At 66.6% G+C, this 17207-nt stretch carries 19 protein-coding genes; 11 read left to right on the forward strand and 8 right to left on the reverse strand.

What is annotated here, in order from left to right; genetic code table 11:
- Nucleotides 1-82: 82 nt before the first annotated feature.
- The 5 genes from C6Y44_RS22335 to C6Y44_RS22355 all read right to left on the reverse strand — a co-directional run bounded on the left by C6Y44_RS22335 (nt 83) and on the right by C6Y44_RS22355 (nt 4533).
- Nucleotides 83-307, reverse strand: coding sequence for a dodecin (locus C6Y44_RS22335; RefSeq protein WP_060650173.1), 225 nt, complete (start codon nt 305-307; stop codon nt 83-85).
- 92 nt (nt 308-399) lie between these two features.
- Nucleotides 400-1659, reverse strand: coding sequence for a serine hydrolase domain-containing protein (locus tag C6Y44_RS22340; protein WP_159417383.1), 1260 nt, complete (start codon nt 1657-1659; stop codon nt 400-402).
- A gap of 86 nt (nt 1660-1745) precedes the next feature.
- Nucleotides 1746-2297 carry a DUF6764 family protein gene (locus tag C6Y44_RS22345; protein ID WP_120283721.1) on the reverse strand — a complete coding sequence of 184 codons (552 nt, stop codon included), beginning with the start codon at nt 2295-2297 and terminating at the stop codon, nt 1746-1748.
- A 117-nt stretch (nt 2298-2414) separates the two neighbouring features.
- Nucleotides 2415-3467, reverse strand: coding sequence for a DNA polymerase domain-containing protein (locus C6Y44_RS22350; RefSeq protein WP_159417382.1), 1053 nt, complete (start codon nt 3465-3467; stop codon nt 2415-2417).
- A gap of 1 nt (nt 3468) precedes the next feature.
- Entirely contained in the window at nt 3469-4533 is a 1065-nt protein-coding gene (locus tag C6Y44_RS22355; RefSeq protein ID WP_120280561.1) for an ATP-dependent DNA ligase, read from the reverse strand.
- A gap of 58 nt (nt 4534-4591) precedes the next feature.
- Here C6Y44_RS22355 and lppU point away from each other — a divergent pair, with 58 nt between their 5' ends.
- Both lppU and C6Y44_RS22365 read left to right on the forward strand, forming a co-directional pair.
- Nucleotides 4592-5176, forward strand: a complete 585-nt coding sequence (gene lppU, locus C6Y44_RS22360; RefSeq protein ID WP_120280562.1) for an LppU family putative lipoprotein — start codon at nt 4592-4594, stop codon at nt 5174-5176.
- A gap of 109 nt (nt 5177-5285) precedes the next feature.
- Nucleotides 5286-6065 (forward strand): 3'-5' exonuclease, encoded by a 780-nt coding sequence (locus tag C6Y44_RS22365; RefSeq protein WP_159417381.1) that lies wholly within the window; start codon nt 5286-5288, stop codon nt 6063-6065.
- Nucleotides 6066-6081: 16 nt separating this feature from the next.
- On the opposite strand, the gene C6Y44_RS22370 is transcribed toward C6Y44_RS22365, so the two are convergent.
- A complete protein-coding gene (locus tag C6Y44_RS22370) occupies nt 6082-6942 on the reverse strand; it encodes a response regulator transcription factor (RefSeq protein ID WP_120280563.1) in 861 nt (286 codons plus the stop codon).
- A gap of 196 nt (nt 6943-7138) precedes the next feature.
- Between C6Y44_RS22370 and C6Y44_RS22375 the strand changes: the two genes are divergently transcribed.
- The 9 genes from C6Y44_RS22375 to C6Y44_RS28175 all read left to right on the forward strand — a co-directional run bounded on the left by C6Y44_RS22375 (nt 7139) and on the right by C6Y44_RS28175 (nt 15613).
- Complete coding sequence (locus C6Y44_RS22375) at nt 7139-8719, forward strand: acyl--CoA ligase family protein (RefSeq protein WP_230790669.1); 1581 nt, start codon at nt 7139-7141, stop codon at nt 8717-8719.
- Between the two features lie 36 nt (nt 8720-8755).
- Complete coding sequence (locus C6Y44_RS22380) at nt 8756-9502, forward strand: TetR family transcriptional regulator (protein WP_120280565.1); 747 nt, start codon at nt 8756-8758, stop codon at nt 9500-9502.
- A gap of 123 nt (nt 9503-9625) precedes the next feature.
- Nucleotides 9626-10783 (forward strand): acyl-CoA dehydrogenase, encoded by a 1158-nt coding sequence (locus tag C6Y44_RS22385; protein ID WP_006553691.1) that lies wholly within the window; start codon nt 9626-9628, stop codon nt 10781-10783.
- A 59-nt stretch (nt 10784-10842) separates the two neighbouring features.
- On the forward strand, nt 10843-11691 hold the full coding sequence (locus C6Y44_RS22390) for a 3-hydroxybutyryl-CoA dehydrogenase (RefSeq protein WP_120280567.1): 849 nt from the start codon (nt 10843-10845) through the stop codon (nt 11689-11691).
- A 233-nt stretch (nt 11692-11924) separates the two neighbouring features.
- Nucleotides 11925-12224 carry a hypothetical protein gene (locus C6Y44_RS22395; protein WP_225623659.1) on the forward strand — a complete coding sequence of 100 codons (300 nt, stop codon included), beginning with the start codon at nt 11925-11927 and terminating at the stop codon, nt 12222-12224.
- Nucleotides 12221-13219 carry a hypothetical protein gene (locus C6Y44_RS22400; RefSeq protein ID WP_016694575.1) on the forward strand — a complete coding sequence of 333 codons (999 nt, stop codon included), beginning with the start codon at nt 12221-12223 and terminating at the stop codon, nt 13217-13219. The genes C6Y44_RS22395 and C6Y44_RS22400 overlap by 4 nt, the downstream gene beginning before the upstream one ends.
- Complete coding sequence (locus C6Y44_RS28170; RefSeq protein ID WP_225623660.1) at nt 13216-14163, forward strand: hypothetical protein; 948 nt, start codon at nt 13216-13218, stop codon at nt 14161-14163. Before C6Y44_RS22400 ends, C6Y44_RS28170 begins: the two co-directional genes overlap by 4 nt.
- A complete protein-coding gene (locus tag C6Y44_RS22410) occupies nt 14160-14687 on the forward strand; it encodes an LpqN/LpqT family lipoprotein (protein ID WP_016694573.1) in 528 nt (175 codons plus the stop codon). The genes C6Y44_RS28170 and C6Y44_RS22410 overlap by 4 nt, the downstream gene beginning before the upstream one ends.
- Nucleotides 14684-15613: a hypothetical protein gene (locus tag C6Y44_RS28175; RefSeq protein WP_225623661.1), complete on the forward strand. Its 930-nt coding sequence runs from the start codon at nt 14684-14686 to the stop codon at nt 15611-15613. Before C6Y44_RS22410 ends, C6Y44_RS28175 begins: the two co-directional genes overlap by 4 nt.
- Nucleotides 15614-15698: 85 nt before the next feature.
- On the opposite strand, the gene C6Y44_RS22420 is transcribed toward C6Y44_RS28175, so the two are convergent.
- Together C6Y44_RS22420 and C6Y44_RS22425 are read right to left on the reverse strand one after the other, a co-directional pair.
- Complete coding sequence (locus C6Y44_RS22420) at nt 15699-16391, reverse strand: GTP pyrophosphokinase (RefSeq protein WP_016694571.1); 693 nt, start codon at nt 16389-16391, stop codon at nt 15699-15701.
- 82 nt (nt 16392-16473) lie between these two features.
- Complete coding sequence (locus C6Y44_RS22425) at nt 16474-17061, reverse strand: hypothetical protein (protein WP_157788903.1); 588 nt, start codon at nt 17059-17061, stop codon at nt 16474-16476.
- Nucleotides 17062-17207: the final 146 nt, after the last annotated feature.

The raw sequence follows: 17207 nt of genomic DNA on the forward strand, positions 1-17207 counted from the left end.
CTCAGACTAGTACACGTTCCAGTTCCGGTCGAGAACCGCATTCTCGAAATAATATCATTGTATTTCCAACTGTCGAGACGCGTCAGATGTCCGTTTCGGTGCTCGACTCGATGCGGAAACCGATCTTGAGAGTGACCTGCGTATGGGCCACCCGGCCGTCGTCGATGTGGCCCCGGATGTTGACCGTCTCGAACCACTCGAGATGCCGCGTGGTCTCCGCTGCTCGCGCCACCGCTTTCGCGATCGCGTCGTCGACTCCCGTCGTCGACGATCCGACGACCTCGATCACCCGGTAGACATGGCTCATGGCTGAACTCCTCGAATCGGCGATGCTCCGATTCGGATCGTCCCGCCCCCGAGCGACCCCCGTCCCCGGAACCACGAAAATGACAGGAAGATTCAGGCACGACGCGCCAGCGACCGGGCGAGTTCGCCCAGACGCGCCAGACGCAGGTCCCCGAGCGGGATCGCGCCGGCACCGAGCCGGTTGGTGACGAAGGCGAGCGACAATCCGGTGTCGAGATCGGCGTACGCCCCCGAGCCACCCACTCCGTAGTGCCCGAGAGCACCGCGCGGGCGCTGGATGCTCGCGAAGATGGGCTGGTGGTAGCCGAGCCGCCACGCCATCGGCACACCGAGCACGTAGTCCCGGCTGCGCACGCGCACGCGCGACATCTCGTCGATCGTGGTGGCGTCGAGGAACTTCACGCCGTCGATCGTCCCGCCGGCCGCGATCGCCCCGTACATACGCGCGAGCGAGCGGGCGGTGAACACACCGTTCCAGCCCGGCATCACCGAGTCGTGCACGGCCGGGTCGCCGACGAGCCGGTCGAAGCCGTCGGGCATTGCAGCTTCGGCGAGACCGCGGGTCGGTTCGAGTCGCGACAGCACCGCGGCGCTCGCACCCCAGTGCAGTCCGACCGGGGCGAGTCGCGGGAACAGCTTCGCGATGCGGCCCCGTTCGTCGTGCGGCACGCGGTACCAGAAATCGGGATCGCCGAGCGGCCGGGCGATCTCCCGTTCCACGACCTCCACGAAGGGCAGGCCGGTCACCCGTTGCACGAGTTCGGCAACGAGCCATCCGTAGGTGACGGCATGGTAGCCCGATCCGCGCCGACGTCGGCGATCCGGCGCCGCCTGCTCGAGTGCTGCGACGGTCGCCTCGTAGTCGAGGATCCCGCGCGTCCCGGGAACCAGGCCGCGCACGCGGTGCAGGCCGGATCGGTGGGTCATGACATCCGCGACGGTGATGTCTTCCTTGCCGTTCGCGGCGAACTCCGGCCAGTACTGCGGGACGGGCGCGAAGTAGTCGATCGCTCCGCGCTCGGCCAGACGGTGCACGACGGTCGACGCCACGCCCTTGCCGGTCGAGAACGACAACGCCATGGTGTCGCGGCTCCACCGCTTGTCGGGGGCCGACCAGCCGGACCAGATGTCGAGGACCTTTTCGCCGTGGAGATAGGCGGTGAGTGCGCCCCCGCCGTCCCGGGGACGCTTGTACAGCGAGAAGAAGGCGTCGGCCAGGCGCAGGAATCGCGGATCGACGACCATCTCGGTGGGCGCCGCCGGACCCGGCCGGGCGTCGATCTGCCCGGGAACGTGCACCGGTGCGAACGACGCTGTCGCCCCGGCAGGTTCGAAGACTGCTCCGGTCGTCATGTGCGACAGGCTACGACGACACGGAACGTAAAGGAAGGGTTACGTACAGCCTGTTTGTCGACGCTCCCCGGCGAGACGCGCCGAATCTACGGCAGGGGCGACGGCGGCGTCTGCGCGCCAGGAGTGAAGTACCGGAAGTCGCCCAGCACGACGCACCCGCGTGCGGCCTCGAGGTCGAACGCGGCCGCCGCGGTGCCCTCGCACAACACCGGATCGTCGGCGTCGCCCACATAGGCCTGCGACTGCGGACCCGCAGCGACGACCGCCGTGCCGGGACTTTCGAGGACACCGAGCGCCAGGGCCTGCGCGCCCACACCGATCGCGAACAGCCGGCCCGACGTGCTCTCTCCGGCGCCGACACCGCCGTCGAATCCGGCAGCCACCACCTGTGCGGCGCTGCGGGCATCGGCGAATCCCACGCCCCGCTCGCCGTAACTCCACGCCTCGGCGGTGCCGTCGGTGGACGCGCCGCACGCTTCGTCGCCGTCGATCTGTACGACCTCGGCCGGGGCGCCCGGCGGTGCCGTGCACGTCGTGGCCGCGGACGCGGTCTGAGGAAGCAGGAAACCGACACCGATGGCAGCAGCGAATGCTGCCCCGACGCCGAGAACCCGACCGGACGCCCACGAGCGAATCACGACATCGACCTTTCCGAACCTCACGCGACTGTTTTCTCGGACAGTTTATGGACTCGCGCTTCGGGAGGTCTCATAGTCGAGGTCACGACAGGGACGCGATTCCCCGAACGTTCCGGTTCACGTGTCCTTCGCCCGGTCGGTGTCGCGGGACGGTTGGACGCGTTTCGGCTCCCCCGGCATCTTCGGGTGATTCGGCGGATACGGCAGGTCGCCGAGACCGTTCGCCGCGTCCCGCTCCGCCATCTCGAGCAGGACGTCCAGCGAGTGCGCGTGCGCGTCCAGATCCGCCATCGGATCGCCGCGCTTCGCCAGCAGATCCGGCACGGTGGCGATCGTGAAGTCGTCGGGTTCGGCGTCGACCAGCTCGTCCCAGGTCAGCGGGGTCGAGACGGTCGCGATCGGGGTGCGGCGGACCGAGTAGGCCGAGGCGATCGTCTTGTCGCGCGCGTTCTGGTTGTAGTCGAGGAAGAGCCGCTCTCCGCGCTCCTCCTTCCACCACGCCGTCGTCGCCCGCCCGTCGCTGCGCCGCTCGATCTCACGCATCAGCGCGATCCCGGCGCGACGGACTCCGACGAAATCCCATTCGGGCACGATCCGCAGATAGATATGGAGCCCCCGCCCACCGGACGTCTTGGGATATCCGGTGAGCCCCAGTTCGTCGAGGAGCGGGCGCACGACCTCCAGCGCCACGACCCGCGCGTCGCCGAAGTCGGTTCCCGGTTGCGGGTCGAGGTCGATGCGCAGTTCGTCGGGACGGTCGGTGTCGCCGCACCGCACCGGCCACGGATGGAAGGTCACGCACCCGAGATTCGCCGCCCACACCACGTCGGCGGCCGAACACACACGCAGCGCATCGGCGGTGCGCCCCGACGGGAAGGTGATCTCGCAGGTCGCCACGTGGTCGGGTCGCTTGACCGGTGCCCGCTTCTGATAGATCTCCTCCCCCTCGATGCCGTCGGGAAAGCGCTGCAGATGCGTCGGCCGGTCGCGCAGGGCCGTCAGGATCGGTGCGTCGAACTCGGTGGCGACCCTGCGGTAGTACTCCACGAGGTGCCGCTTCGTGCCACCTGCGGCGCCGAGCTGCGGGAAGTAGATCTTGTCGGGGTTCGACAACCGCACGGGCGTGCCGTCGACGTCCAGCTCTTCCGCGGGCGAACGCTTCGTGGCCATGTCAGTCCTCCGTCCGGTCGAGCACATCCGACAGGTCGTAGCGCACCGGCACCTCCAGCTGGTCGAACGTGCAGCTCTCGGGGTCGCGGTCGGGACGCCACCGCAGGAACTTCGCAGCGTGCCGGAACCGCATCCCCGCTCCCGACACACCTTCCATCTGGTCGTACGCGACCTCCACGACACGTTCGGGACGCAACGGCACCCAGCTGCGGTCCACCGCCGAACGCCACCGCGTCGGTTCGCCCTGCTCGACGACGTCGTCCCCGAGTCGCAGCGGTTGCAGTTCGACGAGCAGTTCCTCGCGTCGCTCCCGCGTGAACGCCGAGGCTCCGCCGACCATCGCGAGTTCACCGTCGTGGTAGAGCCCGAGCAGCAGCGACCCGACGCCCTCGACGCTCTTGTGCATGCGGTAGCCCATGAGGACGCAGTCGGCGGTGCGGGCGTGCTTGAGTTTGAGCATCTCCCGCTTGTCGGGCACATAGAACCCGTCGAGTCGCTTGGCGATCACACCGTCGAGGCCGGCGCCTTCGAACTCCTCGAACCAGCGGCGGGCGGTATCGGTGTCGGTCGTGGCCACCGTGACGTGGCAGCTCTTGCCCCCGCCGATCTCGGATCGCAGCCGCGCGCGCCGTTCGGCGAACGGGGTCTCCATGAGGTCCTCGTCGCCGAGAGCGAGCAGATCGAAGCCGACGAACACGGCCGGTGTCTGCTCGGCGAGCATCGTGACCCGGCTGGCGGCCGGGTGGATCCGTTCGGACAGCGCCTGCCAGTCGAGTCGGGTGCGGCCGTCGTGTTCGCGCGGGACGACGATCTCCCCGTCGACCACACACCTGCGGGGCAGTTCGGCACGCGCGGCGTCGGCGAGCTCCGGGAAGTAGCGCACGAGGTCCTTGCCCCCGCGCGAGCCGAGAACCACCTCGTCGCCGTCGCGGAAGACGATCGCCCGGAAGCCGTCCCACTTGGGTTCGTAGGACCACTCGTCGGGACCGCTCTCGGGTTGGGAGGGGACGGTGGAGGAGACCTTGGCGAGCATCGGGGCGAGCGGCGGCACCACAGGCAGGTCCATGCGGCACATCGTTCCACCCCGTACGGGTACCGGCAGCACTTCCGTAGGCTCTTCGACCATGAACATTCTCCGAGGGGCGGCCGGTGCCGCGATGGCGTTGGCGGCAGCAGGGGTGCTCGGAGGATGCGCGACCCAGGTCGAAGGGCAGGCCGTGCCCGCCGCGAACGCCCTGGACACGTCCACGGCGCCGTCCTTCTCCCTACCCACCACGACCCCGTCGGCGTCGTCGTCGACCGAATTGAGCGTCGACGTCGCAGCCGGCGAATGCGTCGCGCTCGGCGGCACCGTCGACGACGCGACCATCGACTACGCGGTGTGCGGCAGCCCGAGCTCGAATTACAAGGTCGTCGACGTCGTCGATGCCACCGCCATGTGCCCCGGTGACATCGACCAGACCTACTACGAGTCGTTCGGCGGTGTCGAGGTCGGCGCGCTGTGTCTCGACATCGACTGGGTGGTGGGCGACTGCATCGACCTCGGTGGCGAGGACCCGCAGCGCATCGACTGCGGTGAGCCCGCCGTCCAGGGCGAGGAGGTCACCGAGATCCTGCTCGACACCTCCGACGTGAACGACTGCTCGACGTCCGAGGGTGGCTTCGTGTACCGGGAACGCAACTTCGTGGTCTGCACCGACACCATCTGAGGTTCCCTCCTCGTGCGGATGCCCGTCGCCACCGCGACGGAGAGCATGTCGGTGCCTCCCGCAACAATGCGTTCGACAGATCATCATCCGACGGACGCGAGGACAGAACATGACGCACTGGCCGGACAGACCGATCTGCGCGTTCGATCTCGAGACCACCGACCGGGATCCCCGCAACGCCCGCATCGTCACGGCCTGCGTCGCGACCTTCGACGGCGACCGCATCGACACACGCTCGTGGCTGCTCGATCCGGGTATCGCGATACCCGAGGAGACCACCGCGATCCACGGCATCACCACCGCCCACGCCCGCGCCGAAGGACTCGACTATCTCGAGGGATACAAGCAGATCCGGCAGGCCGTGAGCGACGCGTGGGCGCGCGGCCACATCGTCGTCGCGTTCAACGCCAGCTACGACCTGACGGTTCTCGACGCCGAAGGACGCCGGCTCGGCCTGACGGAGCTCGACATCGGCACGGTCGTCGACCCGTACGTCATCGACCGGGAGATGGACCGCAGCCGTCCCGGCAGACGCACGCTGCAGGCGGTGTGCGAGGCGTACGGGGTGTCGCTGCCGAATCCGCACGAGGCCGAGGCCGACGCGCTCGCCGCCGGCCACCTGACCCGCGCGCTCGTGGCGAGATTCCCCGAGCTCGCCGAACTCGACATCATGGCCGATCAGGCCGCCTGGCACGCCGAACGGCAACGCAGCTTCGCCGAGTACCTGCGCGGGCTGGGTCGCGAGGTCGTCGACGTCGACGACAGCTGGCCCGTCCGGCTCCCCACGCCGGTGGGCACCGACGTCCTCGAGCGTCCCGCGACCGAGACGAAGTTCCGGCGCGCGCTGAGCGCAATCCGCGAGTTCTTCCGGCGACTGCGCCGACGCTGATCAGAAGTGCGGTCGATCAGGGCAGCAGTCCCTGCCGTCGCGCCTCGACGACCGCCTCGTGCCGGCTGCGCACATCGAGTTTGTCCATGGCGTTACGCAGATAGGTCTTCACCGTCTCCACGCTCAGCGACAACCTGTCGGCGATCTCCGCGTTGCGGCAGCCCAGTGCCACATGACTCAGCACGTCGTGCTCACGCGCGGTCAGATGCGTCCGCGGTTGCGATGCGCCGTCGCGCGCCCGGGTCAAGGTCTCCTCGACCGTCCGTACCTGTTCCCTGATCGACGGATCATCGGTCCGCGCCGCGATCGCCCGCAGCGCCACGAGGCTTTCCGTCAGCGCTTCGGAGACGGCGGCAGGCACGGTGGCGCCGTGCGAGGCCCGCGTGTTCCCGATCAGCGACACGCGACGGTCCACCTCGTCGCGGATTTCGATCTCCCGCGCGAGCTCCGCGGCCGACCGCACGACCTTCTCCGCCACGACGTCGCCGATAGGCCGATTGACCCTCAGCCCGCCGTAGATCGCCGCCCGGGTGCGTCCGCGCACCACCACCGGCACGGCGAGCAACGACTCGATTCCCTCCCCGGCGACCTGCCGGTCGTAGTGGTGGGTGATGTGCGGGGAGGTGAAATAGTCGGCGACCGCGCCGGGACGTTGTTCGACGACCACCCGACCGCCGAGTCCACGTTCGGCGGCGATCACCAGATTGCGCAGGGCACGACCGCGGGTTCCGACGAATCCGGACAGGACGACGTCCGAGCCCTGCACCGCGCCACCGAAGAGCACCGGCAGTTCCGTCGTCGCCTTGAGGTCGCGCAGCGTGGCACGGAGGGTGTCGAGATCGTCGGGACGCAGCACACCCGGCACGGCGACATCCATCGATTGCTCCTGCTCTTCCCTCCGAACACCCACTTTCGAGGGTAGAGGGGCCAGTTCCACGATTCGTAACCTGCACATCGCCCGGTGTTGCGACGATCACAGAAGACGCCGGAATCCGAGTAGGCCACCCCCGGAGGTACCCGTGTCCATCGCCCCCGTCCGTCCCGGCTCGACCGGAGCCGCGAACTACAGCCAGATGAGCCCGCTGCGCTTCCTCGAACGGTCCGCGGCGGTGTTCCCGGATCGCACCGCGATCATCCACGGCGACCGCACATACACCTACGCCGAGTTCGCCGACGAGGCGCAGCGGCTCGCGCGCGTGCTGCGCAGTCGCATCGAGCCGGGCGACAAGATCGCGTACCTGACTCCGAACGTGCCCGAGATGCTCATCGCACATTTCGCGGTTCCGCTCGCGGGCGGTGTGCTGGTCGCGCTGAACTCGCGCCTGGCCGGGCCGGAACTCGAGTACATCCTCGACCACTCCGAGACGAAGCTGCTGTTCGTCGACTCCGAATTGCTCGGATCGGTCGCAAACGTCCGCGACAACGTTCCCGGCGTCACCGAGATCATCGAGGTCCCCGACTCCACCGTGCCGGCTCCCGACGTCCCCGGCGGGGTGGCCACCGCCCGGTACGACGAGTTCCTCGCGCAGGCCGACTCGCTCGATGCGACGCCGCTGCCGTGGAGCGTCGACGACGAGCTCGGCGTCATCACCCTCAACTACACCTCGGGCACGACCGGCAAACCCAAGGGCGTGATGTACACCCATCGGGGCGCGTACCTGAACTCGCTGGGCGAGACCTTCCACAACAGCTTCGACGGGCAGAGCAAGTACCTGTGGACGCTGCCGATGTTCCACTGCAACGGCTGGTGCACGCCGTGGGCGGTGACCGCCGCGGCGGGCACCCACATCTGCCTGCGGGCGGTGCGGGCCGACGCGATCTGGGAGGCCATCGACAACCTCGGCGTCACCAACCTGTGCGGTGCGCCCGCGGTGTGCTCGACCATCGCGAACGCCGAGCAGGCACATCCCCTCGACCGTCCGTTGCGGATCACCACGGCCGGTGCGCCGCCGTCACCGACGGTGATCGCCCAGCTCGAGCAGATCGGCATCACGGTCGTGCACGTCTACGGACTCACCGAGGTGTACGGCCCGTACACGATCTGCGAGTACCAGGACAGCTGGGACGACAAGCCCGCCGACGAACGTGCCGCACTGCTCTCCCGTCAGGGCGTGGGCATGTTGCAGGCCGAGACCGCGCGGGTCGTCGACGAGGACATGAACGACGTGCCTGCCGACGGCGAGACCATGGGCGAGATCGTGCTGCGCGGCAACAACGTCATGCTCGGCTACTACAAGGACCCGGACGCGACCGAGGAGGCGTTCCGCGGCGGCTGGTTCCACACCGGCGACCTCGGCGTGATGTACCCGGACGGATACATCCAGCTCAAGGACCGCGCGAAGGACATCATCATCTCCGGCGGCGAGAACATCTCGACGGTGGAGGTCGAGCAGGCGATCGTCAGCCACCCTGCGGTGCTCGACGTCGCGGTCGTCGGTGTTCCGGACGAGAAGTGGGGTGAGCGTCCCAAGGCGTTCGTGATCCTGAAGAAGGGCGAATCGGTCACGGCCGAGGAGATCATCGACTACACCCGCACGCTGCTCGCCGGCTACAAGGTGCCGCGCGACATCGTCTTCCCGCTGGAGCTGCCCCGCACCTCGACCGGGAAGATCCTGAAGTTCGAGCTGCGATCGGCCGAAGCCGCCGAGGGGTGAGCCGACCCCTCACGACTGCATTGGATACTCGACGCCATGACATCCGGTACCGGTAACAGCACCCGTCGCCTCGACTCGACGGGACCCGATCCCGCCCAGTTCCGGGTGCACGTCGTCACGCAGGCGATCCGCCTGTTCTCGGAGTTCGGCTACGAGTCGACCACCGTCGAGCAGATCGCCGCGGCAGCAGGGGTGTCGCGGCGGACCTTCTTCCGGCAGTTCCGGTCGAAGGAGGACGTGATCTTCGCCGATCACGAGTCGCTGCTCGAGCAGGTCGCCGAATACCTCTCGCAGGATTTCGACGATCCGTGGGCGGCGGCCTGCGAGGGGGCCAAGCTCGTCTTCGGGCACTTCCGGGACCGGCGCGAACTGGCGGTGTGGCGGTATCGGGTGGTGCAGCGGGTGCCGGCGCTGCGGGAGCGCGAACTCGTCACCACCTACCGCTACGAGCGGTTGTTCACCGACTTCCTGCGCGCCGCCGTTCCCACGGAGAAGCCGGTGCGCACCGTCAGCTTCGCGGCGGCGATGACCGCCACGCACAACTTCGTGCTGCGCGCGATGATCCGCGGCGACGAGACCGCCACCGCCGAACGCCTCGAGCAGGAACTTCTCGAGCTCCGCCGCACGTACGGGGTGGTTCCGGTGCCCGAAGGCGCGACGAACGGGAAGGCCGCGCCGGCCCCGCCTGCGGTCGCGGTGGTGACCTATCCGGCTCATCTGACACCGGCCGAGATCGCCGAGCAGGTTCGGCTCCAGCTCGAAGACGCACGTCAACACCGTTGACCTGGCACTGAGTGCCGTGGTTACAATCGACTCATTCCGTCACGTCGCGAACCCTCGCCTCGCTATGCTCGAGGGAGCTACGCTCGCAAATCTGGCACCGCGTGCCGTTAGGAGTCCGCCGTCATGGCCCTCAATCCCGACTTCGATCTGTTCAAGCTCTCCGAGGAGCACGACGCCCTGCGCGAGGCCATCCGCGCGCTCGCCGAGAAGGAGATCGCGCCCTACGCCAAGGACGTCGACGAGAACTCCCGCTTCCCCCAGGAAGCCCTCGACGCCCTCAACAAGTCGGGCTTCAACGCCATCCACGTGCCCGAGCAGTTCGAAGGCCAGGGCGCCGACTCGATCGCCGCCTGCATCGTCATCGAAGAGGTCGCCCGAGTATGTGGCTCCTCCTCGCTGATCCCCGCCGTCAACAAGCTCGGCACCATGGGCCTGATCCTCCGCGGCTCCGACGAACTCAAGGCCAAGGTCCTCCCCGACATCGTCAACGGTGCGATGGCCTCCTACGCGCTGTCCGAGCGCGAGGCCGGCTCCGACGCCGCCTCCATGCGCACCCGCGCCAAGGCCGACGGCGACGACTGGATCCTCAACGGCTCGAAGTGCTGGATCACCAACGGTGGTAAGTCCACCTGGTACACCGTCATGGCCGTCACCGACCCCGAGAAGGGCGCCAACGGCATCTCCTCCTTCATGGTCCACAAGGACGACGAGGGCTTCGTCGTCGGACCGAAGGAGAAGAAGCTCGGCATCAAGGGCTCCCCCACCGCAGAGCTGTACTTCGAGAACTGCCGCATCCCCGGCGACCGCATCGTCGGCGAGCCGGGCACCGGCTTCAAGACCGCCCTCGCGACCCTCGACCACACCCGCCCCACCATCGGTGCGCAGGCCGTCGGCCTCGCCCAGGGTGCCCTCGACGCGGCGACCGCCTACGTCAAGGACCGCAAGCAGTTCGGCCGACCGATCTCCGACAACCAGGGTGTGCAGTTCATGCTCGCCGACATGGCGATGAAGGTCGAGGCCGCACGTCTGATGGTCTACACCTCCGCCGCTCGCGCCGAGCGCGGCGAGCCCAACCTCGGCTTCATCTCGGCCGCCGCGAAGTGCTTCGCGTCGGACGTCGCCATGGAGGTCACCACCGACGCCGTGCAGCTGTTCGGTGGCGCCGGCTACACCACCGACTTCCCGGTCGAGCGCATGATGCGCGACGCCAAGATCACGCAGATCTACGAGGGCACCAATCAGATCCAGCGCGTCGTCATGTCGCGCGCTCTGCTGCGCTGACACCGGTCGCGTAGGTTACCCCCGGAACATCACAGCGATCAGGAGTTACCGCAGTGGCAGTGGAAAAGGTAGGCGTGATCGGTGGCGGCACCATGGGTGCCGGTATCGCCGAGGTGTGCGCCAAGGCCGGTAGCGACGTCCTCGTCAAGGAGACCACCGAGGAGTTCGCCGCCGCGGCGCGCGAGCGTCTCGAGAAGTCGATCGGACGCGGCGTCAAGTCCGGCAAGATCACGCAGGAGGACGCCGACGCGGTCCTCGGACGGATCCGCGTCACCCTCGACCTGAACGAGTTCGCCGACCGCGACCTCGTCGTCGAGGCCGCCCCCGAGATCGAGTCGCTCAAGGTGGAGATCTTCTCCGAGCTCGACAAGATCGTGAAGCCCGAAGGCATCCTCGCCACCAACACGTCGTCGATCCCCGTCATCAAGATGGCGCAGGCGACGCAGCGGCCCGGCAAGGTCGTGGGCGTGCACTTCTTCAACCCGGTGCCGGTGATGCCGCTCGTCGAGATCATCTCGGCGCTCACCACCGACGAGGCCACCGCCGACACGGTGTTCGACTACGCGAAGAACACCCTCGGGAAGACGGCCGTGCGCGCGGGCGACCGTGCGGGCTTCATCGTCAACGCCCTGCTCATCCCGTACCTGTGCTCGGCAGTGCGCATGCTCGAGTCGGGCTACGCGACGAAGGAAGACATCGACGCCGCGATGAAGGGTGGCTGCGGCTACCCGATGGGTCCGCTGACCCTCATCGACACCGTCGGCCTCGACATCACCCTCAACGCCGCGCAGTCGCTGTACGACGAGTTCGCCGAGCCGCACTACGCTCCCCCGGCACTGCTGCGTCGCATGGTCGACGCGGGTCGCCTGGGTCGCAAGACCGGCGAGGGCTTCTACAGCTACAAGTAGGCCTCACTCGGACGCCCCTGCCGTTCCTTCTCGGAACGGCGGGGGCGTCTGCGTATCGGGAACAGCCGGGAGGTACGCAGCAACAGTTCCGGGTTCGCAACACGGCCGGTAACTGCCGGCGTTGCGAACCTTCATCACGTGTTGTGTACCTCGTGCTCAGCCACGAGTACTCGGGAGACACCCTCTGCTATCGTCCCCGCGGACGTATCGGGGGATTCTGTCGGGGGGCAGTCGTGACGTTGCACGTAGATCCTGAAGCGCTGCGCACATTCGCAGCCTTCGTGGCGGACACCGCCGACGCGATCGACGAATGGGACGTCGGCGAACCGTATGCCGTGTCGCAATCAGCACTTCCCGGAACAGAATTCGCAGCCGTGTGCGCACGAGCCTTCACCGCCACCGATCAGGCGCTGAGCAATGCGTGCAGTCGCCTGCGCGAGGTCGTCGCCATCACCGACGGTGTCGAGAACGACTACGTCGTCGCAGAGGCGGACTTCGTGGCTGCACTCTCGGCGATGGATCAGCACGGATGAGACCGGGGGTCGCCGCCGTCCGGTCCTGGAATCCCGACGCTCTGCGAGTCACCGCCGACCACCTCGACGTGCTCGTCGACAAACTCGACGACCGCATGAAAGGTCTGCTCACCGAGCAGGATGTCCTCGCCGAGCGATGGTCCGGTGACGCCGCACGTGCCGCCGCCACGCGAGTGGTCCGGGAACGCTCATTGGGCAGCGCCATCGCCGAATCGCTACTGCAGGTCGCGGAGGCGTACCGCACCGGCGCGTGGCTCGTCGAAGGCGCCCGCCTGCACCTGGTGTCGGTGGTGGGCAGTGCCGAACAGTCCGGGTTCACCGTGCACGACGACGGCACCGTCGACCCCTCCGACCAGATCCGCATCCTTTCGGCGATGCTGCCGGCCGAAGCCGTCGTCGAGGCCCGCGTCCGCCTCGAACACGAAGCAGCGGAACTGACCCACGCGGTCACCGGCGCTCTCGAACAGGCGTCGCGAGCCGCGACGGAAACGGCCGATCGCATCACCGCCGCCGTTGCGGTGCTCGAAGCAGCCAGGGATGCCGCTGTGCCGGGGAAGGTCGTGCAAACGGAGGATGGTGAGTTCTCCTGGTGGCCGGACTGGCCATCGACCATCGCAGCGTCGACCATCGGCGCAATGTCCGGAACTACCAAGGAACTCCTGACCGACGCGGCAGTGGCCTCGGGCGACGATGTCGCACGCAACATCGCGCGTGGAATGAACCCGACTGCCGCTGCAGTAGGCACCGTTCCTGCGATCGTCAACGACATCAAGGGAGGCATGGATCCCACCGAGGCGGTGGTGTCCGAGAGCGCCGGAACCGTTGTCGGCATGGTCGGTGCATTCCTGGCGTCGAAGGGAACTACCGCGGCCATCGGCGCTGCGACCGGTTCGGTCGTTCCGGGGGTCGGCACCGCCGCCGGCTTCGCTATCGGCCTTGTATTCGGGGGCTTTGCCACGTGGTACACATCCAAGAGGATCCAGGAGTTGTGGTGACAATCGAAGGCACGCCGGAAGACCGGAATCAGGTTCGCGCCGATGGATTCTCCGACGCGCCCTGTTGGCCACAGCGTCTTCGAATCGGATGGTGCATAGCGGGTGTATGCGTTCTGGTCTTCGCTACGTGGAGTCTGGTTGACAGTTCTGCGAATATCCGCCACGAGGAATTGGTATCCACGATCGGTTCGCTGTTGTACGGAGCAGCAATGCTGCTCATGGGCGTGATCTGTGTCAGACTCGGCGGGATTCGACATGTCCTGTACTCGCCACGCATCAGAAGTTACAGGCATCCGGAATATGGCACGGGCATCGTTGTTCCTGGCGGACTTACGCCTCTAACTATTTTCATGGTCCTGCTCGTCGTGGTCGGCCTCGGATGCCTGGCCGTAGCGGCGCTGAACATCTACATCACCGACAAATCCGAGTTGCCTTACGGTCGCGACCCTCACGCCACTGCAATCTTCATGATCGTGGGTGGGGTCGTTGCCCTGATCGCGTCGGCAGTGTTCGTATGGTTCCGGCTCCCAACAACAGTGGGGTTGTACCCGCAAGGAATCGAAAGAGTCGTACGCTCTCGCAAGCTCCGACGAAACAAAGCCACCGTGCAGTTCGTGCGTTGGGACGCTATCGAAGGCATCATCGGAACGGATATCGTGACCCGTTCCGGATCCGGCGACGTCCGCACTCCGATGATCCACATCCACACGACCGGACGGATTCCCCCCGAAGCGCGCATCCCCCACGACGAAGAACACACTCTCGCCATCGTCTGCACTTGGCTCATCGCAGAACCCAACGCACTCCTGGTCCTGGCCCGACGAATGCATGAACGTCCACACGACCGCACACTCCTCGCTCGGGAAGACGCGGCCGAACTTCTCAGACCACCGCCTTTGCGAGAACGATTCCGGATGGCACGCCACCAGGAGGCGTCTCGATGAACGCTTCGCTTCAGACGAGACTCTCCGACTACCTTGCAGCACACGAAGTCGAACTGAGCCCCTGCAACCCGGACGACCCGCGGCACCCGCAACCGGAACTCCAGGCGCCGGACGGCTGGATCACACTCCCCCGCGATGTCTTTCCGCACGCACATACGGTTCTCGCAGCTCCCGAGCACGTCGCGGATGAGTGGGCACCCAACGCCGTCCTCCTTCACGGCGCACTGTCGAGATGGCGGCCGACCGACGAACTCCTGGAGGTTGCGGGGCAGGAAGCTCGGGGACTGCCCGAGTGGAAGGAAACATTCCACGACACATCCGATTTCCGCGGGCACCGATCGGTGATCACCCAAGGTTCCTATCGAGTGGACGACGTCGAGTACACCGCCGTGACGCGATATCTCGTGATCGACCACGCGTACGACCGCTACCTCGCGCAATTGACAGCAACCGCACGCTCCGACAGCGCCGAGTCCCTTATCGCTCATCTGCATACAATCCATGAGGGATTGAGAATCCGGTGAGCGATTCCATCGAGGCGTACCCGTACGGAGAACGGTCCGAACCTGCTTGGCCGCAACGGTTTCGTACGGGATCCCTCTGCCTCGGCGTGCTCCTGGCCGGTGTCGGAGTCCTTGTGCTGCAGCGGACCGTGGACAACCTACGAGCGGACGACCTCGGAGCCATCGTCCTGGCTCTCTGTCTCACGGTGATGACGGCGTTCGGTTCGGCCTGGGGGTTCGAGCGAGCCGGCTTCCACCGATTCGGTTTGCATCCGAGGATCCGGCAGTGCCGAGACGACGTTCACGGCCCCGGCATCGAGATTCCTTACGTGAGGATACTACCCGTTCAGCTGTCCGTCGTGTTCTCCTGCATCACAGTATCGGGTGCTTTCATGATCCGTGCGTCGAACCGAGCGGACGGCGCGAGCCTTCTTCTGAGACACGATCTCCCGCATTCCGGCTCGTTCATCGCATGGACGACGTGTGCAACCGCGGTGGTGGGTGCCCTCCCCTTCGTGATCCACCCACGGGGATTCACCCGCCTCCATGCCGACGGTATTCGCCGCCGCACGACATGGCTCGTGCGGCGTGGCGTTTCGGACGTGTTCGTCCGATGGGACGAGATCCAGGAAGTGGCTGCCGATGTCTACACCGTCTCGGGCCGCGGGGCGTCTACGCACAATCCACTCATCCGTCTCTGCATACCCGGCTACGAACCGACTCCACCTCGCATGGGGCACGACAAGCCGGATTCGTTCACCGTGCCGGCGTACGTTCTCGTCAGCGAACCCAACGCGCTGGTCGGACTCATCGACCGTCTCCATCGGTGCCCCGACGATCGCCATCTCGTCACGACACCCGAGGCCCCAGAACTCCTTCGTCCCCTCCCGATGCGGGAACGCTTACGCATCGCGCAAAAGATTCCGCGCCAACAGTGGGAATGGTGATGGGTACGCAACACCGATGGTGGGTTCGCAACACCGCTGGTGACTGACCGCGTTGCGAGCCTTCACCCTGCGTTGCGTACCTCGGTCAGTTCCCGTTGTTCGGGCCGTGGACGCGGCGGTGCAGCGCTTCCATCCGCAGGTCCAGATCGCGCGCCGTCTCCGCGGCGAGGCGGAGTTCCTCGCGCAGTTCGTCCGGAACCTCGCGGTCGTGCTTGTAGTAGATCTTGTGCTCCAGGCTCGCCCAGAAGTCCATGGCGACGGTGCGGATCTGCAGTTCGACGTAGACGCGCTCGACCCGGTCGGACATGTACACCGGAATCTGAATGATGACGTGCACGCTGCTGTACCCGTTGGGTTTCGGGCGCGCGATGTAGTCCTCGATCTCGACGACCGTCACGTCGAGCTGGCTCGTGATCATGTCGATGATCTGGTAGACGTCCGACGTGAAGCTGCACGTGATGCGGATGCCGGCGATGTCGCGGACGGCCTCGCGGATGCCGCCGAGCGAAGCGGGCGCACCCTTCCGTTCCGCCTTGGCGAGGATGGACTCGGGGCTCTTCAACCGCGACTTCACGTGCTCGATCGGGTTGTACTCGCGGGCGTAGGTGAACTCCTCGCGCAGGATGTTGATCTTCGTCATCATCTCGTCGATGCCGAACTTGTACACCATGAGTGCGCGTCGCAGATCCTGCGCGAGATGCTCCACTGCGACCAGCGGTGCCTGCACGTCGTCCGGTGCCGGTAGCCCCGGTTCGGGTTCGTCCACCGTCGTCTTCACTCGATACCTCCTCGATGTTCTTCGGGATCGAGTCTGCCAGTTCCGGGAGGATCGACGTCCTCCACCTCTGTGACCTGCGGTTCTACCGAGGACCGTCCGGCAGGGCGTCCGCACCTACGCCGCTGATCTCGGTGATCGTCCAACCGTCCCGGTTGTCCATACCGAGCCGGTACGTCGCGGTCGAGACGATACCCTCGGGAGCCTGCGCGTTCGTGGTGCGAACACTCACGAAGCAGTCCACGGTGAGCGTTCCGTTCTCGACGGAATAAAGTGGGGCGAGCACGGGCGCGGTGATGCCGTCGCAGATGGCGCCGGCTTTCTTCAGCCACGGAGCGAACACGGCAACCGCGCCGATCGGTACGGTCGGGACGGTCGATGTGAACGGAGAAATCGACGGCGCGGCGGACAGCATCGGTGTCACCGCAGCCGAGTACACGGGCCCGACCGCATCGGCTTGCTCTGCAGCCGAGACTGTTTCAACCTCGTCGTTTGCGGCTACCTCTTCTTCTGGTGATGCTGACCCTTCGGGCAGCATCGCTTCGATCTCGGCTTGCAGTCGTTCCGAGGTCTCGGTAACGATATGGTCGGCCGAAACCCTCCTGGACGGTGTGTGAAACGGCCGCGGCCTGCTCGGATTCGACCTGAGGATCGATTCCGAGGACGAGTGCACCTACCGCAGCGCCGAGAGTGACGACCAGCGACAACGGATCCACAGACATGACGGCTCACCTTTCGGAACGACAACTTCCTCACGCAGCAGTCACTTGCCGCGGCCGAGGAAAGGTTCCGTTCGCGCAGCTGCGCGCAACGGCAGAA

Origin of the sequence: Rhodococcus rhodochrous (assembly GCF_014854695.1) — a bacterium.
GTDB lineage: Bacteria > Actinomycetota > Actinomycetes > Mycobacteriales > Mycobacteriaceae > Rhodococcus.